Genomic DNA, 24,906 nt, shown 5'->3' on the forward strand with positions numbered 1-24,906 from the left:
GTCGCGGATGCACGCCGATCGGGCGCAGAGGGCCTAAGGCGGCGATGGACATCCTTCCCGTCATCATGGTCGCGCTGGGCGGTTGCACCGTGCTCGGCCTGCTGCTGTTCGCTTTCGCCGGTCCTTCCGCGGGACGCGCGCAGACGCGCCGGGTCGCGTCGCTGCGTCTGCGCCACGGCGACGGCGTCGCCATGCCCGAGGCGCAGATGCGCCGGATCGCGATGGCGGGCGACACACGAATGGATCTGGCGGTCGGGCGGTTCCTGCCCAACCGTGCCGAGCTTGCCAAGCGGCTGGCGATGACCGGCAAGGACTGGACCGTCGGCCAATATGGCATGGCGACCGCCGGGCTGACGCTGGTCGTCGCGTTCCTGATGCTGGTGCGTGGCATGCCGATCTTCCTCGCGCTGTTCGTCGGCCTGTTCGTCGGCATCGGCATCCCGCATCTGGTGGTCGGCAAGGTCCTCAAGCGCCGGGTCGCCAAGTTCACGCAGAAGTTTCCCGACGCGATCGAGCTGCTGGTGCGCGGCTTGCGCTCCGGTCTGCCGATCAGCGAGACGATCGGCGTCGTCGGCGCCGAGGTCGATGGTCCGGTCGGCGAGGAATTCCGATCGGTCAGCGACAAGATGAAGATCGGCCGGACGATGGACGTCGCGCTGCAGGAGACCGCGGACCGGCTCGGCACGCCCGAATTCCAGTTCTTCGTCATCACCATCGCGATCCAGCGCGAGACCGGCGGCAATCTGGCCGAGACGCTCGCCAATCTCGCCCACGTATTGCGGATGCGCGCGCAGATGAAGCTGAAGATCAAGGCGATGTCGTCCGAGTCCAAGGCGTCGGCCTATATCATCGGCGCGCTGCCGTTCATCGTGTTCGGGCTGATCTGGTTCATCAACGGGACGTACATGCAGAAGTTCTTCATCGACGAGCGGCTGATGGTGATCGGCATGGGCGGGCTGTGCTGGATGGCGATCGGGTCGTTCATCATGTCCAAGATGATCAGCTTCGAGATTTAGGAGCAGGATGATGGGTGAGACCGCCGGACCTATGCTGCTCGGATTCGACGTCCTGTGGGTCGCGACGATCCTGTCGGGAATCGCCGCCTTCGCGGTGATGGTGGCGATCTATGCCGCCACCACGGTCAGCGATCCGATGGCAAAGCGGGTCAAGGCGCTCAACGATCGTCGTGAACAGCTTAAAGCGGGCATCACCGCCTCGACCAAGCGCCGTGCCAAGCTCGTCCAGCGCCACGATGCCGCGGACCGTATGCGCGGCTGGCTGTCGTCGATGAAGGTCCTGCAGGACAGCCAGGTCAAGGCGGTCCAGATCAAGCTGGCGCAGGCGGGGATCCGGTCGAAGGAATGGGCGCCCGCGGTGATCTTCGGCCGGCTCGTCCTGCCGATCGTGATCGGCGGCGCGATGGTCATCTGGGTCTATGGCACGGACGGCTTCGCGACGTGGAGCCCGCTCAAGAAATACGGTCTCGTCGCGGTCAGCTTCATCCTCAGCTACAAAGCCCCCGACCTGTATCTCGACAACAAGATCACCAAGCGCACCGATGCGATCCGCAAGGGCCTGCCCGACGCGCTCGACCTGCTGGTGATCTGTGCGGAGGCGGGGCTGACGATCGATGCGGCGTTCCACCGCGTGGCGCGCGAACTTGGCCGCGCCTATCCCGAACTGGGCGAGGAATTCACGCTGACCGCGATCGAACTGGGCTTCCTGACCGACCGGCGCAGCGCGTTCGAGAATCTCGCTGGCCGGGTCAAGCTCGACGCGGTGAAGGGCGTCGTCACGACGATGGTCCAGACCGAGAAATACGGCACCCCCCTCGCCTCGGCACTCCGCGTGCTGTCGAACGAATTTCGCAACGAACGGATGATGCGCGCCGAGGAAAAGGCAGCGCGGCTGCCGGCGATCATGACCGTGCCGCTGATCCTGTTCATCCTGCCCGTGCTGTTCGTCGTCATCCTCGGGCCGGCGGCCTGCTCGATCTCGGATGCGTTGCTCAAGAGCTGAGGCAACCCCAGCCGCAGCGGTTCGTTGAGCCCCCGTAACAGGAGGGTTTTCACGATGCCGTTGTTTTCCACACCGACGCAGTTCGCCGCACTGGGGCTGGTCCTGATCGCGGGCTGGCTGCTGGGCCTCGCCAGCCATCCCGGCGGCAAGAAGTGGAAGGCGCGCTATCTTGCCGAGCGCGATGCGCATGGCGCGACCCGCAAGGAGACCGACCTGCGCGCGAGTGCCGCCGAACAGCGTGCGGTCGAGGCGGAGCACGAGAATGCGCGGCTGGTGAAGGCGGCAGCGGCAGCGCCGGTGGCGGCACCAGTGGCAGCGCCCGTCGCGCGGACGACGGCGACGCCCGTATCGCGGGACCGGGATGTGGCCTATTCGGACGGCTATGCAACGGGCCGGCCGGGCTATGCGACCGACGGCACCAAGCGCGGCTGGTTCGACTTCAACCAGCGTCGGTGAGGATTCGGGGGGCGCCGTCCCCCCAAACTTTGTTCTCCCGCGAAGGCGGGAGCCCATTCTGGATCTCCGCCTTCGCGGGGAAACACTCTTTTGCACTACCTTGGCGGAGGCCGGGGCCCAGTTGGGGACGTTTGGTAACTGTGGAGGGTCCCTAGTTACTCTGGACATTCCACCTGGGCCCCGGCCTCCGCCGGGGTGGTGTGACGTTTCGGGTCGGCGTTACTTCTTTTCGAGCGCCGCCTGCGCCGCCGCAAGCCGCGCGATCGGCACGCGGTACGGGCTGGCCGAGACGTAATCGAGCCCGACCTTCTCGCAGAACGCGATGCTTGCCGGGTCACCGCCATGCTCGCCGCAGATGCCGAGCTTGATGCCCGATCGCGTCTTGCGGCCACGCTCTGCGGCGATCTCGATCAGTTCGCCCACGCCCTCGACGTCGATGCTGACGAACGGGTCCTTCGCATAGATGCCCTGCTCGACATAGGCGCCCAGGAACCGCGCCGCGTCGTCGCGGCTGACACCCAGCGTCGTCTGCGTCAGGTCGTTGGTGCCGAACGAGAAGAATTCGCCGACTTCCGCGATCTCGCCAGCCCGCAATGCGGCGCGGGGCAGCTCGATCATCGTGCCGACCAGATATTCGATCGTCCGGCCCTTGTCGGCGAACACTGCCTGGGCCGCCTTGTCGACGACCGCCTTCATCAGCTCCAGCTCGCGGCGGGTCGCCACCAGCGGTATCATGACCTCGGGGATGGGTGCCGCGCCGGACTTCTCCGCGACGTCGACCGCCGCCTCGAAGATGGCGCGCGCCTGCATCTCGTAGATTTCGGGATAGGTCACGCCGAGACGACAGCCGCGATGGCCGAGCATCGGGTTGAACTCGTGCAGCTCGGCCGCGCGACGCTTGAGCGTGTCGACGTCGATCCCCGCCGCGGTCGCGACCTCGGCGAATTCGGACTCCTCGTGCGGCAGGAATTCGTGGAGCGGCGGATCGAGCAGGCGGATCGTTACCGGCAGCCCGGCCATCACCTCGAGGATCTCGGTGAAATCCTTGCGCTGTTCGGGCAGCAGCTTCTCGAGCGCGGCGCGGCGGCCCTTCTCGTCGCTCGCCAGGATCATTTGGCGGACGTTGGTGATGCGGCTGCTCTCGAAGAACATGTGCTCGGTGCGGCACAGCCCGACGCCTTCCGCGCCGAACTCGCGCGCGACCCGGCAATCCTCGGGCGTCTCGGCATTGGCGCGCACCTTGAGGCGACGAACCTCGTCCGCCCAGGTCATCAGCGTGCCGAAATCACCCGACAGCTCGGGCTGCACGGTCGCGACCGCGCCGATCATCACCTCGCCGGTGCTCCCGTCGATCGTGAGCAGGTCGCCCTCCTTCACCTCGCGGCCGCCGCAGCGCATGATCTTCGCCTTGGTATCGATCGACAGCGTGCCCGCGCCCGAGACGCACGGGCGCCCCATGCCGCGTGCGACGACCGCCGCATGGCTGGTCATCCCGCCGCGTGCGGTCAGGATGCCGCGCGCCGCGTGCATACCGTGAATGTCGTCGGGCGAGGTCTCGGTCCGGACAAGGATCACCGCGACGCCGTCGGCGGCCTTCTTCTCCGCCGCATCCGCATCGAACACCACCGCGCCCGAGGCCGCGCCCGGCGAGGCGGGAAGCCCCTTGGTCAGCACGTCGCGCTTGGCATTGGGATCGAGCGTCGGGTGGAGCAGCTGGTCGAGCGCCATCGGCTCAACGCGCAGGATCGCCTCCTCGCGCGTGATCAGCCCCTCATTCGCCATGTCGACCGCGATCTTGAGCGCGGCCTTGGCGGTGCGCTTGCCCGCGCGCGTCTGGAGCATCCAGAGCTTGGTCTTCTCGACCGTGAACTCGATGTCCTGCATGTCGCGGTAATGGTTTTCGAGCGTGTCGAACACGCCTGCGAGCTGGCCGTACACCTCGGGCATCGCCTCTTCCATCGAGGCGGCCTTGGCGCCGGCGTCCTCGCGCGCGACCTTGGTCAGATATTGCGGCGTGCGGATGCCGGCGACGACGTCCTCGCCCTGCGCATTGATCAGGAATTCGCCGTAATAAGCGCGGTCGCCCTTCGACGGATCGCGCGTGAACGCGACGCCGGTCGCCGAGGTGTCGCCCATGTTGCCAAACACCATCGCCTGGATGTTGACCGCAGTGCCCCAGCTGGCGGGGATGTCGTTGAGCCGGCGATAGACCTTCGCGCGCTCCGACTGCCACGAGCCGAACACCGCACCGACCGCGCCCCAGAGCTGGTCGTGGACGTCCTGCGGGAAGGGCTTGCCCCAGAGCTTCTCGACGAGGCCCTTATATTCGGTTACCAGCGCGCGCAGGTCGTCCGCGCTCAGCTCGGTGTCGAGCGTGAAGCCCTGGTCTTCCTTGGCGATCTCGAGCGCTTCCTCGAACGCGCCGTGATCGAGCTCTAGGACGACGTCGGCGTACATCTGGATGAAGCGGCGATAGCTGTCCCACGCAAAGCGCGCGTCCTCGGACTTGGCGGCGAGGCCCTCGACCGTCTGGTCGTTCAAACCGAGGTTGAGGACGGTGTCCATCATCCCCGGCATCGAGGCGCGGGCGCCCGAGCGGACCGAAACGAGCAGCGGGTCGGCAGCGTCGCCGAACACCTTGCCGGTCACGCCCTCGATATGCGCGAGGCCGGTGGCAACCTCGTCACGCAGGCCCTGCGGAAACTGGCCGCCCTCGTCATAATAGACCGCGCAGAAATCGGTCGAGATCGTGAAGCCCGGCGGCACCGGCAGGCCGATCGACGCCATCTCGGCGAGGTTCGCGCCTTTGCCACCGAGCAGGTTCTTGTCGCCCTTGCCGCCGTCCGAAACACCGCCGCCGAAACGGTACACATATTGGGTCATCGCAGGTCCTCTAGGTGTTGTTGCGCGCAAGGCGGCAGAGATTGTCTTTGCAAGCGGGGCGGGTCAGCCCTCGATCTTCGAAAAGTCCGCGACGTTGTGCACTGCGGCGCGAATACGCTCAAGTAGCGCGAGACGGGCGGAGCGCTTGGCGGGATCGGCATCGTTGACGATAACGCTATCAAAGAATGCATCGATCGGCGCCCGCAGCGACGCGAGTGCGGCCATCGCCGCTGCAAAATCCTCGCCCGCGATTGCTGCAGTTGCGCGGGGTTCGGCGGCGTCGAGTGCAGACTGGAGCGCGGCTTCTGCGGGTTCGGGCGCATACTGCTCCCTCTCCCCTGCGCGGAGAGGGGGAGTAGAAGGGGCTTCCTTCTTCAGAATATTGGCCGCGCGCTTGTAACCGGCGAGCAGGTTCTTTCCATCCTCGGTCGATATGAAATTCGCGAGCGCTTTGGCCCGCGCTTCGACCCGATCGATGCGGTCGTCGCTTCCAGTGCCCCAACCGGTGGAAGCTTGGACGTAATCATAGCGGATGCCGGCTTCACGCAGCTGAACGCCGAGACGATCATGCAGAAAGTCGGAAAGTACTATACCGAGCGCAGCATTCTCTTCCCCGGACCAGGCGCGAGCTGCCGCGTCGATCTTGAACTTGAGATTGGCCGTTTGAATCGTTCGCAAGACACCCAGAGCTGCCCTTCGCAAAGCGAACGGGTCCTTCGAGCCAGTTGGAAACAGCTCGACGGCAAAGAACGAGAATAGCGTATCCAGCTTGTCTGCCAAACTGACCGCCACCGTTACCGGATCGGTGGGGACATCATCGCCCTGCCCGACCGGCTTGTAATGGTCGCGGATCGCGGCGGCGACGGCGGGGTGCTCGCCTTGGGCTGCGGCGTAGTAGCCGCCCATCAGGCCCTGCAATTCGGGGAACTCGCCGACCATGCCGGTGACGAGATCCGCCTTGGCGAGACGCGCGGCGCGCTCGGCAAGATCTGCAAGCCCCTCCCCTTCAGGGGAGGGGTTGGGGTGGGGGCTGTCCGCGGACACGGACTTGGGCATTTGCGGAGACTCCCCACCCCCGGCCCCTCCCCTGAAGGAGAGGGGGGCAGAAGTGACGATACCCTCTTCGACCAGCCAGCGTGCGAGTTTCGCGACGCGGTCGACCTTGTCGGCCAGCGTGCCGAGCTTTTCGTGGAAGACGATCTTTTCGAGCTTGGCGACCTGCTCCTCGAGCGGAACCTTCAGGTCGGTGTCGTAGAAGAATTTCGCATCCGACAGGCGTGCGGCGAGGACCTTGCGGTTGCCCTCGACGATCTTCGCCCCGCCGTCGTGCGCAGCGATGTTAGCGGTACAGACGAACGCGTTCGCCAGCGTCCCGGCGGCGCTGCGGCAGACGAAATATTTCTGGTTCACGCGCGCGGTGAGCTGGATCACCTCGGGCGGCACGTCGAGAAACGCCGGATCGAACCGGCCGAGCAGCGGGATCGGCCATTCGGTGAGCCCGGCATTCTCGGCGACGAGGCCCTCGTCCTCGATCAGTTCGAGCCCGGCCTGCATCGCCGCCGCACGCGCGTGATCGCGGATCAGCGTTGCGCGCTCGTCCTGGTCGACGATGACGTGGCAGGCGCGCAGCTTCTCGACATAGTCGTGCGCGCCGCCGATCGTGATCTGGTACGGGTGGTGGAAGCGGTGGCCGAGCGTGGCAGCGCCGCTTGCGATGCCGGCGATCTCGAACGGCACGATCGTCTCGCCGAGCAGCGCGACGATGCCTTGCAACGGGCGGACCCAGCGCAGCGATTCGGTGCTGGCAGAGGCATCACCCCAGCGCATCGACTTGGGCCAGGGAAACGCGCGGACGATCGCGGGGATCGCCTCGGCAAGCACGTCCGCGGTGGCGCGGCCGGGCTTTTCGGTGACCGCGAACAGCGTCCCGCCGCGATCGACCAGTTGCTCGCGCGTGAGACCGGTCTTGCGCAGGAACCCTTCGAGCGCCTGCGGGGGCGCCGACGCCTTTGGCCCCTTCACCTCTTCGGACACCGGGGCAGTCTCGATCGGCAGGTCGCGCGCGATCAACGTCAGGCGGCGCGGCGTCGCGTAGGTGACGATGGCGCTGGTCGCGATCCCGGCCTTGGCGAGCTCGGCGCTGAACAGCCTGGCGAGATCATCCCGCGCCTTCGCCTGCATCCGTGCGGGAACTTCTTCGGAGCGGAGTTCTAGGAGAAAATCGGTCATTTGGATTCGCACGCGAAGAAGGGAGAATTTTGTTCACGCGGAGACGCGGAGACGCGGAGCAGAAGGGGAGAAGAAAGGTTTGGGGCGCTGCGCGCGGCTGTTCGACGCCGTAGGCGTCTCTCACCATGCTGGATCGTGGGCGCTAGACCGCAGAAGCGCGACACGTCGCCGACCCTCTTCTCCGCGGCTCCGCGTCTCCGCGTGAACCCATCTTCTACCACGCGTATCACGCCGCCCATCCGTGTTTGTCCATCCAGGCGGCGCAGGCGCCTTTCGCCAAGTCGCGGACGCGGCCCATATAGGCCTGGCGTTCGGCGACCGAGATCACCCCGCGCGCCTGCAGCAGGTTGAAGACGTGGCTGGCCTTGATCGCCTGCTCATAGGCCGGGATCGGCAGCTTGGCGGCGAGCGAGTTCTCGCATTCGGCGACGTGCTTGCGGAACTGGTCGAACAGCGAGTCCGTGTCGGCGACCTCGAAGTTCCACTTCGACATCTCCTGCTCGTTCTCCAGGAAGACCTCGCCATAGGTGACCCCGGCGTCGTTGAACGCGAGGTCGTAGACGCTGTCCTTGTCCTGGATATACATCGCCAGCCGCTCGAGCCCGTAGGTCAGCTCGCCCGCGACGGGCTTCATGTCGAAGCCGCCCATCTGCTGGAAATAGGTGAACTGCGTCACCTCCATGCCGTCGCACCAGACCTCCCAGCCAAGCCCCCAGGCACCGAGCGTCGGGCTTTCCCAATCGTCCTCGACGAAGCGGATGTCGTGCTTCAGCATGTCGATGCCGATCGCCGCGAGCGAGCCCAGATAGAGTTCCTGGAGGTTCGCCGGCGACGGCTTCAGGATCACCTGATACTGGTAATAATGCTGGAGCCGGTTCGGATTTTCGCCGTAGCGGCCATCCGTGGGACGGCGACAGGGCTGGACGAACGCGGCATTCCACGGTTTCGGCCCGAGCGCGCGCAGCGTCGTCGCGGTGTGGAACGTGCCCGCGCCCATTTCCATGTCATAGGGCTGCAGGATCAGGCACCCGTGATCGCTCCAATAGTCATGGAGCGTGAGGATCATGCGCTGGAAGCTAAGAGGCTTTTTCAGGGGCTGGGTCACGCGCGGGCTTTGGCGGATGGGGGTGCGCGAGGCAAGTGGTGCGTTTGGGTGGGGCGTCCTACATGGGGCCGACCAACGATGAGGATGCCCTGGCCTTGAAGCTGTTTTCGAAGATCGTCTCGTTCCGTTCGGCGCTGTCCGCGATCGCGATGGCGTTCGCGCTGCCCGCCTGCGCACAGGTCGCGCCAAAGCCCGTGGAGGCGGCGAACGATGCCGATCCCGCCCTGTGGGTGGTGAAGGACAAGGACACGACGATCTACCTGTTCGGGACGATCCATGTTCTGAAACCCGGCATGACGTGGTTCGACGAGGCGGTGAAGACCGCGTTCGACCGCTCGCAGCAGGTCGTGCTCGAGCTGGTGATGCCCGATCCCGCCAAGATGCAGACCCTGGTCATGGCAACCGGCGTCACGAAGGACGGGCCGACGCTGACCGAACAGCTGCCCGCGGAGAAGCGCGCGGCCTATGCCAAGGCGGTGACCGATCTGGGGCTGCCCGCGAACGCGTTCGACCGATTCCGCCCGTGGCTTGCGGCGACCAACCTGTCGATCGCGCCGCTGTCGAAGCTTGGCTATGATGCGGCGAACGGCCCCGAGCAGGTGATCACTGCCGCGGCCAAGGCGGCGGGCAAGCCCGTGACGGGCCTGGAGACCGCGGAGCAGCAGCTGGGCTATTTCGGGAGCCTGTCGCAACAGGCACAGCTGCAGTTCCTCGGCAGCACGATCGACGAACTCCCCAAGCTCGAGACGACGATGGCGACGATGGTCGACGAATGGGCGAAGGGCGATCCCGAGGCGCTCGCCAAGGAGATGAACGAGAGCCTGAAGGATTCGCCCGAGGTGGCGAAGGTCCTGCTGGTCGATCGCAATGCCCGATGGGCGGAGTGGGTCGCGAACCGGATGAAGTCGCCGGGGACGGTGTTCGTCGCGGTCGGCGCGGGGCATTTGGCGGGGCAGGACAGCGTTCAGGCGCAACTGGCGAAGCTCGGGGTGAAGGCGGAGCGGGTGCAGTATTGAGCGACCGAATCCCTCTCCCCTCGGGGGAGAGGGAGGGAGGAGCCGCAGGCGACGGAAGGGTGAGGGCACGCGTTTCGGGCACACCGTGCCCTCACCCTCCCACGTGCAAGAGCACGCGGGCCCCTCCCTCTCCCCCGGGGGGAGAGGGTGTAGTTGATTAAAACGTGCACTTCCGCTATGCGCCCGCGCTTCCGGTCCATGGTCATCCCTGGAGGCGTGGGCGGGAAGAACAACAAACGAGTTTCGGAGAATATCGATGAGCGACCAGTTGACGCTCGCAGCCGAGACGCGTGACCGGGTTGGCAAGGGAGCCTCCCGGGCGCTGCGTCGTGATGGCCGCGTGCCTGCCGTGATCTACGGCCTGAACAAGGAACCCACCTCGGTTCACCTCGAGGAAAAGGCGCTGATGAAGGCGCTGATGACCGGCCACTTCATGAATTCGGTCGTGATGGTCAACGGCGTGCGCACGCTGCCCAAGGACGTTGCGTTCCACCCGGTCACGGATCGCCCGATCCATGTCGATTTCCTGCGCATCGGCGAGCATTCGACCGTCACGGTCGCCGTGCCGATCGTGTTCACGGACGAAGACGATGCCCCCGGCATCAAGAAGGGCAAGGGCGTCCTCAACATCACGCGTCATGAGATCGAGCTGGTCGTCGACGCATCGGACATCCCGAGCGAGATCACGATTTCGCTCGCCGGCATGGAAATCGGCGATTCGATCCACATCAGCGACGTAACGCTGCCCAAGGGCGCGACGCCCGCGATCGACGACCGCGACTTCGCGATCGCCACGATCGTGCCGCCGACCGTCCCGACCGTCGAGGACGAAGAGCTCGAGGCTGAGGTCGCCGAGGCGCAGGCTGCCGAGGCTGCTTCGGACGAAGAGCCCGTGGTCGAGCCTAACGACGATCACAATGACGACGACAAGATCACGCCGCAGAAGAAGGACTAATCTCCTTCGTCTTCGGACGATCTGGCGGGCGGGAAAGCTAGGGCTTTCCCGCCCGTTTCGTTTTGTAAGCCATTCCGCCCACTCAAAAAACCGTCGTCCCCGCGCAGACGGGGACCCAGACCCTCGGACCTTCCTATGGAATCGAGAGGTTTGCCACTATGGGTTCCCGCCCCCGCGGGAATGACGGTTTGGCGCGCGGGCAACGATCGTTTTGGAGAATCACACGTGCAGATCTGGGCGGGACTCGGCAATCCGGGGGCGCAATATGCGATGCACCGGCACAATGTCGGGTTCATGGTCGCCGACGCGATCGCCGCGGTGCACGGCTTCGGCGCGGTCAAGAAGCAGTTCCAGGGCTGGACGCAGGAAGGCCGGATCGGATCGGAAAAGATCCTGCTGCTGAAGCCCGCGACCTTCATGAACGAGAGCGGCCGCGCGATCGGCGAGGCGCTGCGCTTCTACAAGCTGGACGTCGATGCGCTGACGGTGTTCCACGACGAGCTCGACATCGCCCCCTTCCGCGTCAAGGTGAAGACCGGCGGCGGGACCGCGGGGCATAACGGGCTGCGCTCGACCGACCAGCATCTCGGCCCCGATTTCCGCCGCGTACGCCTCGGCATCGGGCATCCGGGGCACAAGGACCGGGTCACCGGCTATGTGCTCGGCAATTACGCCAAGACCGAGATCGAGCCGCTGTCCGACATGCTCGGCGCGATCGCCGCGGAGGCGGCGTGGCTGGCGGCGGGCGACGACGTCCGCTTCATGAACGACGTCGCTGTGAGGATGCAACCATGACCACCCGCTCGCTGTTCGCCACGCGGTTCTACGAGGCCGATCTCGGCGATGACGATCTGGTCGAGGAGCTCGAGGACGCCGCGCTCGAACTGTCCAAGGCGGACCGCGCGGGCGTCGCCTGGTCGAAGGCGCATGGCTATCGCGGGTACACGTCCTACGCGTCGCTGAACGACCTGCCGCTGCGCGATCCGAGGTTCGGCGATCTGGTGCGGCTGCTCAACAAGCATGTCGCGCAATTCGCCAAGGACTGTGCGTTCGATCTGGGCGGGCGGAAGCTGAAGCTCGACAGCCTTTGGGTGAACGTCCTGAAGCCAGGCGGCGCGCATTCTGGGCATATCCATCCGCACAGCGTCGTGTCGGGGACGATGTACGTGACGATTCCGGAAGGGGCCGGCGCGCTGAAGCTGGAGGATCCGCGACTGCCGATGATGATGGCCGCGCCGCCGCGGCTCCAGGATGCACCGGAGGACCTGCGGACGTTCGTCTATGCGGTGCCAAAGCCGGGTAGCGTGTTTCTTTGGGAGAGCTGGCTGCGGCACGAAGTCGTGCCCAATGCCGCCAAGGGCGAGCGGATCAGCATCAGTTTCAATTATCGGTGGTGAGGTAGGGGAACCTCACCACCCCGTCATCCTGACTTTCGTCAGGATGACGGGAAAAGGGTGGCACCATCCCTCTCGTCATTCCCGCGGAAGCGGGAATCCAGACTGGCCGGCGTTGACGATTACTCGCGAAGGGCAGCCCGTATGGATCCCCGCCTGCGCGGGGATGACGAAAAGTGGCGATCAGGCCGCCGTCTTCATCGACGCCATGTCGATGACGAAGCGATACTTCACGTCGCTCTTGACCATGCGGTCATAGGCCGGCTCGATCTCGTCCATCTTGATCATCTCGATGTCCGAGACCAGACCATGTTCGTTGCAGAAATCGAGCATTTCCTGCGTCTCCGCGATCCCGCCGATCAGCGAGCCTGCCAGCTGGCGACGGCGGAAGATCAGGTTGCCGACCGACGGCGACGGATGTGGTTCGGCAGGCACGCCGACCAGAGTCATCGTGCCGTCGCGCTTGAGGAGCTCGAGGAACAGGTCGAGATTGTGTGGTGCGGCAACGGTGTTGAGGATGAAGTCGAAGCTGTTCGCATGCTCCGCCATCGCATCGGCATCCTTCGACACGATCAGGTCCTTGGCACCGAGACGCTTGGCATCCTCGCGCTTGTTCGGCGACGTCGAGAATACATAGACCTCGGCACCCATCGCGTTCGCGATCTTGACGCCCATGTGACCAAGACCGCCCAGACCGACGACGCCGACCTTCTGGCCGGGGCCGACCTTCCAGTGCTTCAGCGGTGAGTAGGTGGTGATCCCGGCGCAGAGCAGCGGTGCGACCGCGGCGAGATCGGCCTCGGGATGCGAGACCTTCAGCACGAAGCCCTCGTCGACGACGATATGGTCCGAATAGCCGCCGAACGTGTGACCGCCGAGCACGGGATCAGGGCCGTTATACGTGCCGACGAAACCGGTTGTCTCGCAATATTGCTCCTCGCCATCGGTGCACGACGGGCACTGGCCACAGCTGTCGACCATGCAGCCGACGCCGGCGATGTCGCCGACCTTGAACTTGGTGACGTCGTCACCGACCGCAGTGACGCGGCCGACGATCTCATGGCCCGGAACGCACGGATACAGTGTGCCTTCCCACTCGCCCTTGGCGGTGTGGAGGTCCGAATGGCAGACGCCGCAGAACGCGATGTCGATCGCGACGTCGGTCTTGCCCGGCGCGCGGCGTTCGAAGCTGAACGGTGCGAGCGGCGTCTCGGGCGACTGGGCGGCGTAGCCCTTGGCGGTGGTGGTCATGCTATTCCTAAATCTGACTGGCAGAGCGCGATATACGCACGGGACCCGCAATATCTACCGAGCGGTACGATAATTTTGCTGCATTGCGGCAATCGTTTAGGTCGATCAGTAGAACGTTGAAATCAGCAACCACCCCGGCGCAGGCCGGGGCCCAGTTGGAAAGGTCGCAGTAACGGCGTGCCGACCTTCATGAGCAACGTCCCCCACCTGGGCCCCGGCCTTCGCCGGGGTGGGAGAGATAAGAGGAATCGCGCCCGGTCGTGTGCGTAGGCGTCCTTGCTGGCGTTCCTCCTCGGCCTGCCCTAAAGCGCCCGCACAATCTTATACCAAGGGCATATCATGGGTTTTCGCTGCGGCATCGTGGGGCTGCCGAACGTCGGCAAGTCCACCCTCTTCAACGCGCTGACCGAGACGGCCGCGGCGCAGGCGGCGAACTATCCGTTCTGCACGATCGAGCCGAACGTCGGCAATGTCGGCGTGCCCGACAAGCGGCTCGACGCGCTGGCAAAGATCGCCGGCTCGCAGAAGATCATCGAGACCCAGCTCGGCTTCGTCGACATCGCCGGGCTCGTGCGCGGCGCATCGAAGGGCGAAGGGCTCGGCAACCAGTTCCTCGGCAACATCCGTGAGGTCGACGCGATCGTCCATGTGCTGCGCTGTTTCGAGAATGGCGACGTGACGCATGTCGACAACAAGGTCGATCCGATCGCCGATGCCGAGACGGTCGAAACGGAACTCATGCTGAGCGATCTCGAAAGCCTGGAGAAGCGCGTCCCCAACCTCGCCAAGAAGGGCATGCAGGGCGACAAGGAGGCCAAGATCGGCGCCGCCGTGCTCGGCCAGGCGCTCGAGCTGCTCCGCGAAGGCAAGCCCGCACGGCTGACGGTGCCCAAGGACGAGGACGAAGCGCGCGTGTTCGCACAGGCGCAGCTGCTGACCGCCAAGCCCGTCCTGTACGTCTGCAACGTCGACGAGGGTGATGCCGCGAACGGCAATGCGCTGTCGGCGCGCGTGTTCGAGAAGGCCGCGGCGGAGGGCGCCGAGGCGGTCGTCGTGTCGGCAGCGATCGAGGCCGAGATCGCGACGATGCCCGTCGAGGATCGTGGCGAATTCCTGGGCGAGCTGGGGCTGGAAGAGACCGGCCTCGCTCGCGTCATCACCGCAGGCTACAAGCTGCTCCACCTGCTGACCTTCTTCACGGTCGGCCCGAAGGAGGCACGCGCCTGGACCGTCCATGCGGGCGCGACCGCGCCGCAGGCGGCGGGCGAGATCCACGGCGATTTCGAGAAGGGCTTCATCCGCGCCGAGACGATCGCGTTCGACGACTTCATCGCGCTGGGCGGGGAATCGAAGGCGCGCGAGGCGGGCAAGCTGCGCGCCGAGGGCAAGGCCTATGTCGTCCATGACGGCGACGTGATGCACTTCCTGCACAGCTGATCCCAACAATGTCGCGGCCCCTGCGTGTGTAGTCACGCGCCGGGGGCGGGCGTAGCGAGCAGAACAGACGGCATGAGACACGCGACGTTTTCAGCTCTGACACTCGCGCTCGGGGGTTGTGCCTATCCGGCCACGCCCCCTGCCCTGGCGCCGGTGACCCAGGCTGCCCCCGCCACCGCCGCTCCCCAAGGCGCGCAGCCGCTGGCGGTCCGGGCACCGGTGACGATCCTCGTGTCGATCGATGGCTTCCGCCCCGATTATCTCGACCGGGGCGTCACGCCGAACCTGAACCGGTTGCGCGCCGGCGGCGTCTTTGCGGCGATGCGGCCGTCCTTCCCGAGCGTCACCTTCCCCAATCACTGGACCCTGGTGACCGGGCTCAGACCCGATCGCAGCAGCATCGTCGGCAACACGATGGAGGATCCCGCGCGGCCCGGTGAGAAATTCACCATGGCGAGCGACGATCCCTTCTGGTGGAGCCAAAGCTCGCCGATCTGGGTCGACGCCGAAAAGGCGGGGATCCGGACCGCGACGATGTTCTGGCCGGGTGCCAATGTCGCGGTCGGCGGCACGCCGAAGCCCAACAGCCACGGCGCGATCGACGGCGGCACCCGGCCGCAGGACTGGCAGCAGTTCAGCCAGCAGATCAGCGCCACGCAACGCGTCAACGCGGTGCTCGACTGGATGCGGCGACCGGCCACGATCCGGCCAAAGCTGGTGACGCTGTATTTCGATACCGTCGACGTGGCCGCGCACGACAATGGCCCCGACTCCCCCCTGACAACGCAGGCAGCCGCCGAGGTAGATGGCAGCATCGGCAGCCTCGTCGACGGGCTCGCGACGCTCGGCCAGCCGGCCAATCTGGTCATCGTGTCGGACCACGGCATGGCGGCGACCAGCAGCACACGCGTCGTCGCGATGGACCGGATTGCGGCACCGGCCGACTATCGCCTCGTCGAAACGGGCGCCTATGCGACATTGTTCGCGGTGCCCGGGCATGAGGACGCGCTCGAGGCCAGACTGCTGCGCAAGCACGACCACCTGCAATGCTGGCGCAAGGCGGAGATCCCGGCGCGCTTCCATTATGGCCGCAATCCGCGCGTCCCGAGCTATCTGTGCCTCGCCGATGTCGGCTGGCGCGTCGATCGGACGACGCCCACCAAGGTCTCGGCCGGCGGCTCGCACGGCTATGACAATGCCGCCCCCGAAATGCGCGCGCTGTTCATCGCCAACGGTCCTGCGTTCATCGGTGGCAAGACCATCGCGAGCTTCGACAATGTCGCGGTCGAGCCGCTGCTCCGCGACCTGATCGGGCTGCCCGCGGAACCGGGGCTGGACGGCAACGACGCGCCCTTCCAAAAGGTGCTGCGACGATAGGAGGAGCAGCGGGCGTGCAGTATTTCGAAGATATCGCAGTCGGGGCGACCGCGGCGTTCGGCCACTATCCGGTGACGCGCGACGAGGTGATCGCCTTTGCCGAGAAATACGACCCGCAGCCCTTTCATCTGTCCGACGAGGCCGCGGCGAAGACGCATTTCGGTCGGCTGTCGGCAAGCGGCTGGCATAGCTGCGCGATGACGATGGCGATGCTGGTCGAGCATATCGGTGAGCATCGTCAGGCGAGTCTCGGATCGCCCGGGATCGATGAGCTCAAATGGCTGAAGCCCGTCTATCCGGGCGACACGCTGCGCTGCGTGACCGAGGTGCTCGGCAAACGGGTTTCCGCCAGCCGCCCCGAAATGGGGATCGTGAAAAGCCGGATGCAGGTGTTCAATCAGAACAATGTCATGGTGATGACATTCGTGTCGAACGCGCTGATGCAGACGCGCCCGACCGGCGCGCCTGCATCCTGACCCGTCACTTCGGGACGGGAACGTTCATATAGGCGCCGCCCCGGCCGCCGCCGCCGCCGCCACGACCGCGGAACCCGCCGCCATTGCCGCGCTCCTGACGATATTCACGCCGGTCCTGACGTGCTTCGCCGCGATAGCTCTGCCGCGCCTCGCGCCGTTCGCCGCGATATTGCTCGCGCGTGATCTGACCGTCGCGCAGCTGGTTGCGGTCGTCACGCCGACCCTGACGGAAGTCACGGTTCGCGCCACGCCGGTCTTGGCGATAGTCGCGCGCGGCGGGGCTGTTGCCGCGGGCGAAATTGCCCCAGTTGCCGGCACCGCGATAATTGCCGCGACGCCCCTGCCAGTAGCGCTGCTGCGCGCCGTTCCAGCGGTGCGGACGACGGTTGCGATCATAGACGTATCCGCCGGTACCCGGATAATAATAGTCGCCATACCAGCCATAATAGGAGCCGAGGCCGACGCCAGCATAACCGGCCCCGTATCCGCCGCCATAGCCGTCATAATAGCCGTTGCCGTAGCCGCCGCCATAATAGGGATCGCTCGCATAGCCGATCCCGCCGCCGCCATAGCCATACCCATCGGTGCAACCGGCCACGCCGAGGCCGACACCAATGGCGAGACTGACCAGTCCTAGTCGCTTGAAAAACATCGAAAATCTCCCGTACCTGGAGAGCGGACCCAACGCGCCGCCATTGGTCGCACAACAATACCGACCTACCGCAGGTTCCATGAACGACGGCTGACGCGCGCCGGGACCGTAGGTGGGCCATGGGCGCGCGGCGCCGGGACACAGGCACGGACACGGGCAGCCAGCGGGTCGCCAAACGCGAAACGGCGGACCGGGTTGCCCCGATCCGCCGTCGTTCACGCCCTGATGCCGCGGTAGCCGGGGCGTGGGATCAATGCTTCACGTCACGCCAGACGTTCTGATAGGCGCCCCAGGCAAGGCCGCAGAAGACGAGGATGAAGAGGATCGACGCGACGCCGACGGCGTGGCGCGACTCCAGGTTAGGCTCAGCCGTCCAGGTCAAGAAGGCCGAGACGTCGGCCGACATCTGTTCCTTCGTCGCCTTGGTCCCGTCCGCATAGGCCACCTGATCGTCCGCAGTGATCGGCGGTGGCATCGCGATGTTGAGGTTCGCGAAATACGGGTTGTAGTAGAGACCCTCGGGCGTCTTGATGTCCGGGAACTGCTTGAGCAACGCCGCGGGCTGATCGGTGTAGCCCGTCAGCAGCGAGTGGACATAGGCCGTGCCCTCCTCGCGCGCCTTGGTGATCAGCGAGAGATCGGGTGGCAGTGCGTTGTTGTTGGCGGCACGGGCAGCGACCTCGTTGGCGAACGGCGACGGGAAGCGATCCGACGGGATGTTCTTGCGGGTCGCGGCTTCGCCGGTCTCCGGATTGATCGTCGGCTGCTCGATCACCCACTGGTTGGCGATCGCCTTAACCTCGGGCTCCGAATAGCCGATCTTCTGGAGATCGCGGAACGACACCAGCCGCAGCGAGTGGCAGGCCGAGCAGACTTCCTTGTAGACCTGGAACCCGCGCTGGAGCTGACGGCGGTCGAACTTGCCGAAGACGCCGTTCGAGGCGAGCTCGAGCTCCTTGGGATGCTTGTGCGCGACGCTCTCGGCGGACGGCGCGACGGGGTCGGTGATGACGCCCGACACGCTGCCGAAGAGCGCGATGCCGAGCACCAGCACGAAGGCGGCGCCGACCAGGGATGCGATGAGACGAACCATATATGTATCCTCTAGTCCGTATCAGTGCGCGGGCTTGGGGGAGAGCGCGGTGTGCGCCGGGCTCGTCCCGCCACGCTTGGCCAGCACCGCCTCGGTGATCGAATTGGGCAGCGGCCGGGGCCGTTCGGACCGCGAGATCAGCGGCAGGATGATCAGGAAATGCGCAAAATAATAGGCAGCGCAGATCTGGCTGAGGATCACATAGGTGGCCGTCGCCGGTGCACCGCCGCAATAGCCCAGGATCAGGATGTCGGCGACCAGCACCCAGAACGCGATCCGCGCCTTGGGACGGTAGTTCATCGAACGGACCGGCGAATTATCGAGCCACGGCAGGAAGAACAGCAGCAGGATCGAGCCGAACATTGCCAGCACGCCCCACAGCTTTGCGGGCAGGATGAAGTCCGCGGTGAAGGCGCGCAGGATCGCGTAGAACGGCCAGAAATACCATTCGGGGACGATGTGCGCGGGCGTCGAGAGCGGATTTGCCGGGATGTAATTGTCCGGATGGCCGAGATAGTTCGGGAAGAAGAACAGCAGGCCGGCGAACACCAGCAGGAAGATGCCGAGCCCGAAGCCGTCCTTCGCGGTGTAATAGGGGTGGAACGGCACGGTATCCTGCTTGCCCTTCACGTCGACGCCGGTCGGGTTGTTCGACCCCGGGATGTGCAGCGCCCAGATGTGCAGGATGATGACGCCCGCAATCACGAACGGCAGCAGATAGTGCAGCGAGAAGAAGCGGTTGAGCGCGGCGTTGTCCGGCGCGAATCCGCCGAGCAGCCAGATGCGGATGGTGTCGCCGACCAGCGGGATCGCCGAGAAGAAGCCGGTGATGACCTGCGCGCCCCAGAAGCTCATCTGCCCCCAGGGGAGGACATAGCCCATGAACGCGGTCGCCATCATCAGCAGGAAGATCGTCACGCCGAGCAGCCAGACCATCTCGCGCGGCGCCTTGTACGACCCGTAATAGAGCCCGCGGAAGATGTGCGTGTAGACGACGATGAAGAACATCGACGCGCCATTGGCGTGCGCATAGCGCAGGAACCAGCCCGCATTGACGTCGCGCATGATGTGTTCGACCGAGTCGAACGCGACCGCGCCGTTGGCGGCGTAGTGCATCGCCAGCGTGATGCCGGTGATGATCTGGATCGCCAGCGCGGCGCCGGCAAGGACGCCGAAGTTCCAGAAATAATTGAGGTTGCGCGGGACCGGGTAACCGGCGCCGACCGCGTTGTAGACGAGCCGGGGAACGGGAAGCCGTTCATCCAGCCACCGCGTCAGCGGCAGCTTCGGTTCGTATTGCTTGGCCCAGGGAAAGCTCATGGTTGTTTCCTCAGCCTACCGTTACGACGGTGTCGGAGTTGAAGGCATAGTCCGGCACCTGAAGGTTGGTCGGTGCGGGGCCCTTGCGGATGCGCGCGGCGGTGTCGTAGGCCGAACCGTGGCACGGGCAGAAATAGCCGCCGAACGGGCCCTTGTTCTCACCCTCGCCCGCGCCGAGCGGGACGCAACCGAGATGCGTGCAGACGCCCAGCGTGATCAGCCAGTTCTTCTTGCCCGCCTTGGTCCGCTCCTCGAGCGTCTGCGGGTCGCGCAGCGTCGATACGTCGACCGCGTCGGCCTCGCTGATTTCCTTCGGCGTCAGGTTGCGCACGAACAGCGGCTGCTTGCGGAAGCTGGTCTTGATCGCCTGGCCCGGCAGAATCTTCGACAGGTCGATTTCGGTGGTCGACTGCGCGAGCACGTCGGCCGATGGGTTCATCTGGTTGATCAGCGGCAGGACGATCGCGACGGCGCCGACCCCGGCGAAGGATACGGTGGCGATATTGATGAAATCGCGGCGGCGCGGGTCGTGCGCCTCTTCGTGAAACGGTTCAGGCGACTCGCCGGGTGGAACCATGTCGTCGACTATCGCCATTCATCTCGCCCTTGCAGTTTATCTTTATTCTCGTGGCCCGATGCGCATGCCGGTTCGCCGCACCGCACGCCCATCCTGCCCGACCGTCCCCACGGAGGCCCATAGGTGATAGACGGCGCAAGCCCGCTTTGCCAACAGCATTTTGACTGCAGCGCGTTCCGGATTAGAGGCAGCGGTATGCGTATCGCCCTCTACCAACCTGATATCGCCGGCAATGTCGGCGCCATTTTGCGGACCGCCGCCTGTCTCGGACTCGCGGTCGATCTGATCGAGCCGATGGGGTTCACCTGGAACGAAAAGGCGGTCGCGCGCTCCGGGATGGACTATGTCGGCGCGGTCGAGATCGTCCGGCATGTCGACTGGGCGGCGTTTCGCGACCAGGTCCGCGGGCGCATCGTCCTGTTGACGACGAAGGGCGCGGTCCGGCTCGACGCGGCGACGTTCCAGACCGACGACGTGCTGCTTATGGGCAGCGAGGGCGCGGGCGTGCCCGACGACGTCCATGCCCGCGCCGACCTGCGCGTGCTGATCCCGATGCGGCCCGGCCTGCGGTCGATGAACATCTCGGTCGCGACCGCGATCGTCGCGGCAGAGGCGTTGCGGCAGACGGACGGCTGGCCCGCCTGACCTACCAAGGGAAGTCTCGGGCGAACGCGCCCCTTCCCCGCCCCGACCAGGATTTGTAGGACGGTGCCATGACCGAGCTCGACCCCCAGCAAGCCGCCGCCCGCATTTGGTTCGAATCGCTGCGCGACCGGATCTGCGCGGAGTTCGAGACGATCGAGCGCGAAGCCGGGTCGGATGCCGTGTTCGACTATACCCCCTGGGACCGGATCGATCCGTCGGGTGAACCCGGCGGTGGCGGCGTGCGCGGCGTCATGAAGGGCAAGGTGTTCGAAAAGGTCGGCGTCAACGTCTCGACCGTGGGCGGCATTTTCGAGGGCGAGTTCGCCAAGTCGATCCACGGCGCGGGCGAGGATCCACGGTTCTTCGCGACCGGGATCAGCCTGGTCGCGCACATGGCCAACCCGCACGTCCCCGCGGTGCACATGAACTGCCGCTTCCTCAACACGACCAAGCGCTGGTTCGGCGGCGGCGGCGATCTCAACCCGCCGCTGCCGATCGCCGAGGACACCGCCGATTTCCATGCAACGATGAAGGCCGCCTGCGACGCGCACGACCCGGCCTATTACCCGCGCTTCCGCGACTGGGCGGAGGCCTATTTCCAGATTCCCCACCGCAAGGTGAACCGCGGCGTCGGCGGGATCTTCTTCGATCATCTCGACGGCGATTTCGACGCCAATTTCGCGTTCACGCGCGACGTCGGCGAAGCGTTTCTCGACGCCTATCCGCGGATCGTCCGGCGGCGGATGGACACGCCGTTCACACCGCAGGACGAGGCCGCGATGCTCGAATGGCGCGGTCGTTATGCCGAGTTCAACCTCGTCTATGACCGCGGCACGCTGTTCGGGCTGAAGACCGGGGGCAATATCGAGGCGATCCTGATGAGCCTGCCGCCCCGCGCGACCTGGTCGTGAGCGGGGCCCGGTGGCGCTGATCCCCGTCGCGGACGACGTGCTCGCCACGATCGTCACCATGCTCGAAATGCCGCGCAAGCCGCCGCTCAGGCCGATGCCGACGTCGCGGCTGCGGTTGCTGCGCTGGGAGCAGCCGACGCTGGAGGGCTATCGTGCGCTGTTCGCCCGGGTCGGATCGCGCTGGCTGTGGTTCTCGCGCCTGGCGATGGACGATGCCGCGCTTGCCGCGATCCTGGCCGATCCCGGCATTGCCGTCCATGCGGTGGTCGACCCGGCGGGGATCGAGGTGGGGATGCTCGAACTCGACCTGCGCCGGGCGGGGGCTTGCGAGATCTCCTATTTCGGGTTGATCCCCGAACTCGCCGGCCAGGGACATGGTCGGTGGTTGATGGCGGAGACGCTTGCCCGGGCCTGGACCAGGGGTGTCGAGCGGGTCTGGCTGCACACCTGCACGCTCGACCATCCACGCGCGCTCGGCTTCTACCGCGCGCAGGGCTTCGTCGCGACGCGGCGGACGATCGAGACCTTTCCCGATCCGCGCGCGACCGGGATGCTGCCCGCCGACGTCGCGCCGCAGATCCCGTTTTTGGGCGGACGCCGCTAGACTTCAGCGCAGGCCACGCCGGTCCGCGACCGCCTAGCGCGCCAGCCGCCGATAGACCGACACCGCGATCAGCGCCATCGCGACCCCCGAGGCGGTGGCAGCCGCCGCCGCGCCGGCATCGACGAGCGCGATCGCCACCGGATTGCCCTGCCCACCGTCGCGCATCGCGCCATCGAGCGCCATGAACGGCATGCCGAGCAGCCAGCCGCTCATATAGCCGAACGCGGCGAGCGACATGAGCGGCAGGCCGGCGCCGCGCGTCAGCGACAGGCTGCGCCGGATCGCGGCGAACGCGCCGATCGGTCCTTCGGCTACGAGCACCGGCCCGGTCATCATCGTCCGGCCGAGAATGTAGAGACCGGGGATCGCATAGAGAAGCAGCCCCGCCCCCGCTGGCAGCGAGACCAGGATCATCGCGAGCAGATAGCGCGGCAGGAGCGTGGCAGAACGCCTAAGCGCCGTGCCGATATCGACCCGGTCACGATCGAGATACAGCGTATAGACCGCCGCCATGCCGAAAAAGCTGAGCGCATAGGCCAGGCAGTACCAGCCGCCATTCGCCCCCGCCCAGTCGGTCACCGCCTGCGCCCAGACCAGCGCCTGCGCCTCGTCGCCCCGCGTCGCCGCATCGGGCAGCGGCGGGTCGGGCACGACGAGCGCGAGCGCGAAGGCGGGCAGGAACAGGAAGGGCCCGGCGATCCGGAGCAGCAGATCGCGGTCGCGCTTGAACAGGGCCCAGGCGTCTTTCAACACGCCCGTAAAGTCGATTTTCATTCGGTGATCGGTTTCTCTCGGGTGGCAACATAGAGCTGTGCCGTGAAGACATAGGCGAGTGCCATGAGCGCCGCACTGGCAAGCGCGCCGGCGATCCCGGCAAGGAACATCGCCGTCGGGATCTGGTCCCCGCCGAGGATCAGGCGAAAGACGAGCCCGACAACGGCCTGAGCGGCGAAGGTCGCGATCGCGAACACGATCGCGAACAGCAGAAGCACGCCGATCAGCTTCCAGGTCAGCCCGCGGGTCAGCGCGATCGACCGGCGGATCGCGCCAAGCCCGAGCCGTTCGTTGAGCACGACCGCGGTCAGCAGCATCAGCCGCGCACTGGCCCAGATGGCGAGCAGGATCAGTGCAAGGCTGTAGAGCACGACGAACATCGCCGTCGCACGCGGCAGCTGCGGCATTCGCGCGGGCGCGCTGGCGGCAGCGGACGCGGCAGCAAAGTCGAAATGCGACGCGATCAGCGCGATGAACACCGGCGCCATCAGGACGAGCGCAATCAGCCCGACGACGAGCGACACGCCGAGCGCGGGCAGCAGCCGCGCCCGCGCCTGACGGTAGGCCTCGGTGCGGTCGGTCGAGGGTTGCGTCGCCAGCGCGAGGATCGCGAGCGACCCCAGGATCGCGAGCAACGCGGACGCCACGGCGACGATGCCGGCGACGAGCTGCACCGCCGGCTGCGGCGGGACGAGCATGACGAGCGCGTTGTTGACGACCGGCGGGAGGACCAGGGTCGGCAACGCAACCGCCGCGATCTGGCCGCTACGCCCGGACAGCACCTCGGTGGTACGATCCCAGACCGTGCCGATTTTCACGCCTCTTCCCATCCGCCTGCTCCCCGTTCGCCGCCTGGCACGCATGCCCGATACCGCCGCGACGTAGCCCAAGCCCCAGGGCTTGACCACTCCCGCGACGGTTGGACCAGCCGCCGCGGCAAGCCCCCGCCCGCTTGCATCACCGGCGGCGAGTGCGCAGATGGGTCGCGTGACCGCTTCCCCCTTCCCGACCTCCGGCCGCCACGCGCCCGCCGATCCGCCGTCGCGCCTCGACGGGCTCGAATGGCGGACCGATACCGGCCTGACCCCCTATGCCGCCGCGCTCGCCGAAATGGAGGCGCGCGCCGCCGCGGTGACCGCAGGCGATGCGCGCGAGCTGATCTGGCTGCTCGAGCACCCGCCGGTCTATACCGCGGGGACGAGCGCGGATCCGGTTGACCTGGTCGATCCGCGCTTTCCCGTGTTCGATACCGGACGGGGCGGCAAATACACCTATCACGGGCCGGGGCAGCGGATCGGCTATCTGGTGCTCGACCTCGGACGGCGCGGGCGCGACGTCCGGCGGTTCGTCCACGCGGTCGAGGACTGGGTGATCGCGGCGCTCGGCGAGGTTGGCGTCGCCGCGTTTTCGGTCGAGGGCCGTGTCGGCATCTGGACGCGCGATCCCAATCTCGGCGGCCGCGAGGCGAAGATCGGTGCGATCGGCGTGCGCGTGAAGCGCTGGGTGACGCTGCACGGTTTTGCGGTCAATATTGATCCTGACCTGACGCATTTCGGCGGAATCGTGCCGTGCGGCCTTGCGGAATACCCCGTTACCAGCCTGAAATCGCTCGGCACGAAGGTCGACATGGCAACTTTTGACGCTGCCCTGACGTTGACGAGCGGCGTGTTCCTTGAAACACTTTCTTTGGCTCAAGAAAACGAGGCTTGAGGGCCAGGCCTTTACAGATTAA

Annotated in this window: 24 protein-coding genes; 14 read left to right on the top strand and 10 right to left on the bottom strand. The window is 66.0% G+C overall.

The features are described 5' to 3' along the window. Window positions 1–44 precede the first annotated feature (44 nt). The 3 genes from GV027_RS05940 to GV027_RS05950 are packed head-to-tail and all read left to right on the top strand — an operon-like array spanning window position 45 to window position 2,475. Window positions 45–1,016: a type II secretion system F family protein gene (locus GV027_RS05940; protein ID WP_159511274.1), complete on the top strand. Its 972-nt coding sequence runs from the start codon at window positions 45–47 to the stop codon at window positions 1,014–1,016. 7 nt (window positions 1,017–1,023) lie between these two features. Next, entirely contained in the window at window positions 1,024–2,019 is a 996-nt protein-coding gene (locus GV027_RS05945) for a type II secretion system F family protein (RefSeq protein ID WP_201302581.1), read from the top strand. Between the two features lie 54 nt (window positions 2,020–2,073). After that, window positions 2,074–2,475 carry a hypothetical protein gene (locus GV027_RS05950; protein ID WP_201302582.1) on the top strand — a complete coding sequence of 134 codons (402 nt, stop codon included), beginning with the start codon at window positions 2,074–2,076 and terminating at the stop codon, window positions 2,473–2,475. Window positions 2,476–2,694: 219 nt separating this feature from the next. On the opposite strand, the gene ppdK is transcribed toward GV027_RS05950, so the two are convergent. The 3 genes from ppdK to GV027_RS05965 all read right to left on the bottom strand — a co-directional run bounded on the left by ppdK (window position 2,695) and on the right by GV027_RS05965 (window position 8,653). Further along, entirely contained in the window at window positions 2,695–5,358 is a 2,664-nt protein-coding gene (gene ppdK, locus GV027_RS05955; protein WP_159511275.1) for a pyruvate, phosphate dikinase, read from the bottom strand. 63 nt (window positions 5,359–5,421) lie between these two features. Then, window positions 5,422–7,587: a glycine--tRNA ligase subunit beta gene (glyS, locus tag GV027_RS05960; RefSeq protein WP_159511276.1), complete on the bottom strand. Its 2,166-nt coding sequence runs from the start codon at window positions 7,585–7,587 to the stop codon at window positions 5,422–5,424. A gap of 226 nt (window positions 7,588–7,813) precedes the next feature. Further along, the gene (locus tag GV027_RS05965) at window positions 7,814–8,653 is read right to left on the bottom strand and encodes a glycine--tRNA ligase subunit alpha (RefSeq protein WP_056406361.1); all 840 of its coding nucleotides are present in this window, start codon (window positions 8,651–8,653) and stop codon (window positions 7,814–7,816) included. A gap of 188 nt (window positions 8,654–8,841) precedes the next feature. Here GV027_RS05965 and GV027_RS05970 point away from each other — a divergent pair, with 188 nt between their 5' ends. The 4 genes from GV027_RS05970 (at window position 8,842) to GV027_RS05985 (ending at window position 12,060) form a co-directional block, all read left to right on the top strand. Continuing rightward, window positions 8,842–9,708, top strand: coding sequence for a TraB/GumN family protein (locus tag GV027_RS05970; RefSeq protein ID WP_159512758.1), 867 nt, complete (start codon window positions 8,842–8,844; stop codon window positions 9,706–9,708). 256 nt (window positions 9,709–9,964) lie between these two features. Next, window positions 9,965–10,663 (top strand): 50S ribosomal protein L25/general stress protein Ctc, encoded by a 699-nt coding sequence (locus GV027_RS05975; protein ID WP_107930056.1) that lies wholly within the window; start codon window positions 9,965–9,967, stop codon window positions 10,661–10,663. Window positions 10,664–10,888: 225 nt separating this feature from the next. Beyond that, the gene (pth, locus tag GV027_RS05980; RefSeq protein WP_031441582.1) at window positions 10,889–11,458 is read left to right on the top strand and encodes an aminoacyl-tRNA hydrolase; all 570 of its coding nucleotides are present in this window, start codon (window positions 10,889–10,891) and stop codon (window positions 11,456–11,458) included. Beyond that, window positions 11,455–12,060 carry a TIGR02466 family protein gene (locus GV027_RS05985; RefSeq protein WP_159511277.1) on the top strand — a complete coding sequence of 202 codons (606 nt, stop codon included), beginning with the start codon at window positions 11,455–11,457 and terminating at the stop codon, window positions 12,058–12,060. The genes pth and GV027_RS05985 overlap by 4 nt, the downstream gene beginning before the upstream one ends. 180 nt (window positions 12,061–12,240) lie before the next feature. Here the strand turns inward: GV027_RS05985 and GV027_RS05990 are convergent, their stop codons facing one another. Further along, entirely contained in the window at window positions 12,241–13,308 is a 1,068-nt protein-coding gene (locus GV027_RS05990; RefSeq protein ID WP_159511278.1) for an NAD(P)-dependent alcohol dehydrogenase, read from the bottom strand. A 339-nt stretch (window positions 13,309–13,647) separates the two neighbouring features. Between GV027_RS05990 and ychF the strand changes: the two genes are divergently transcribed. From ychF to GV027_RS06005, 3 genes are all read left to right on the top strand, one after another. After that, window positions 13,648–14,745 (top strand): redox-regulated ATPase YchF, encoded by a 1,098-nt coding sequence (gene ychF / locus GV027_RS05995; RefSeq protein ID WP_056406069.1) that lies wholly within the window; start codon window positions 13,648–13,650, stop codon window positions 14,743–14,745. Window positions 14,746–14,817: 72 nt separating this feature from the next. After that, on the top strand, window positions 14,818–16,122 hold the full coding sequence (locus tag GV027_RS06000) for an alkaline phosphatase family protein (protein ID WP_159511279.1): 1,305 nt from the start codon (window positions 14,818–14,820) through the stop codon (window positions 16,120–16,122). 14 nt (window positions 16,123–16,136) lie between these two features. Further along, a complete protein-coding gene (locus tag GV027_RS06005) occupies window positions 16,137–16,598 on the top strand; it encodes a MaoC family dehydratase (RefSeq protein WP_159511280.1) in 462 nt (153 codons plus the stop codon). A gap of 4 nt (window positions 16,599–16,602) precedes the next feature. On the opposite strand, the gene GV027_RS06010 is transcribed toward GV027_RS06005, so the two are convergent. The 4 genes from GV027_RS06010 to petA all read right to left on the bottom strand — a co-directional run bounded on the left by GV027_RS06010 (window position 16,603) and on the right by petA (window position 20,240). Beyond that, on the bottom strand, window positions 16,603–17,250 hold the full coding sequence (locus GV027_RS06010; RefSeq protein ID WP_159511281.1) for a hypothetical protein: 648 nt from the start codon (window positions 17,248–17,250) through the stop codon (window positions 16,603–16,605). A gap of 250 nt (window positions 17,251–17,500) precedes the next feature. After that, window positions 17,501–18,343 (bottom strand): cytochrome c1, encoded by an 843-nt coding sequence (locus GV027_RS06015; protein ID WP_031441575.1) that lies wholly within the window; start codon window positions 18,341–18,343, stop codon window positions 17,501–17,503. 21 nt (window positions 18,344–18,364) lie between these two features. After that, window positions 18,365–19,663: a cytochrome b gene (locus GV027_RS06020; protein ID WP_031393565.1), complete on the bottom strand. Its 1,299-nt coding sequence runs from the start codon at window positions 19,661–19,663 to the stop codon at window positions 18,365–18,367. Window positions 19,664–19,673: 10 nt separating this feature from the next. After that, the gene (gene petA / locus GV027_RS06025; RefSeq protein WP_236559311.1) at window positions 19,674–20,240 is read right to left on the bottom strand and encodes a ubiquinol-cytochrome c reductase iron-sulfur subunit; all 567 of its coding nucleotides are present in this window, start codon (window positions 20,238–20,240) and stop codon (window positions 19,674–19,676) included. Window positions 20,241–20,435: 195 nt separating this feature from the next. Between petA and GV027_RS06030 the strand changes: the two genes are divergently transcribed. The 3 genes from GV027_RS06030 to GV027_RS06040 all read left to right on the top strand — a co-directional run bounded on the left by GV027_RS06030 (window position 20,436) and on the right by GV027_RS06040 (window position 22,400). Further along, window positions 20,436–20,885: a tRNA (cytidine(34)-2'-O)-methyltransferase gene (locus GV027_RS06030; protein ID WP_159511283.1), complete on the top strand. Its 450-nt coding sequence runs from the start codon at window positions 20,436–20,438 to the stop codon at window positions 20,883–20,885. Window positions 20,886–20,953: 68 nt separating this feature from the next. After that, window positions 20,954–21,796 carry an oxygen-dependent coproporphyrinogen oxidase gene (gene hemF / locus GV027_RS06035; protein WP_159511284.1) on the top strand — a complete coding sequence of 281 codons (843 nt, stop codon included), beginning with the start codon at window positions 20,954–20,956 and terminating at the stop codon, window positions 21,794–21,796. A gap of 10 nt (window positions 21,797–21,806) precedes the next feature. Next, complete coding sequence (locus GV027_RS06040; RefSeq protein ID WP_159511285.1) at window positions 21,807–22,400, top strand: GNAT family N-acetyltransferase; 594 nt, start codon at window positions 21,807–21,809, stop codon at window positions 22,398–22,400. Between the two features lie 33 nt (window positions 22,401–22,433). On the opposite strand, the gene GV027_RS06045 is transcribed toward GV027_RS06040, so the two are convergent. Both GV027_RS06045 and GV027_RS06050 read right to left on the bottom strand, forming a co-directional pair. Continuing rightward, window positions 22,434–23,174 (bottom strand): hypothetical protein, encoded by a 741-nt coding sequence (locus GV027_RS06045; RefSeq protein WP_037529614.1) that lies wholly within the window; start codon window positions 23,172–23,174, stop codon window positions 22,434–22,436. Then, on the bottom strand, window positions 23,171–23,992 hold the full coding sequence (locus tag GV027_RS06050) for a hypothetical protein (protein WP_159511286.1): 822 nt from the start codon (window positions 23,990–23,992) through the stop codon (window positions 23,171–23,173). Before GV027_RS06050 ends, GV027_RS06045 begins: the two co-directional genes overlap by 4 nt. 169 nt (window positions 23,993–24,161) lie before the next feature. On the opposite strand from GV027_RS06050, the gene lipB reads away from it, so the two are divergent. Continuing rightward, window positions 24,162–24,884 (top strand): lipoyl(octanoyl) transferase LipB, encoded by a 723-nt coding sequence (gene lipB, locus GV027_RS06055; protein ID WP_268893544.1) that lies wholly within the window; start codon window positions 24,162–24,164, stop codon window positions 24,882–24,884. The last annotated feature ends 22 nt before the right edge of the window (window positions 24,885–24,906 follow it).

The organism is Sphingomonas sp. T1, from assembly GCF_902506585.1.
GTDB classification, from domain to species: domain Bacteria; phylum Pseudomonadota; class Alphaproteobacteria; order Sphingomonadales; family Sphingomonadaceae; genus Sphingomonas; species Sphingomonas aerolata.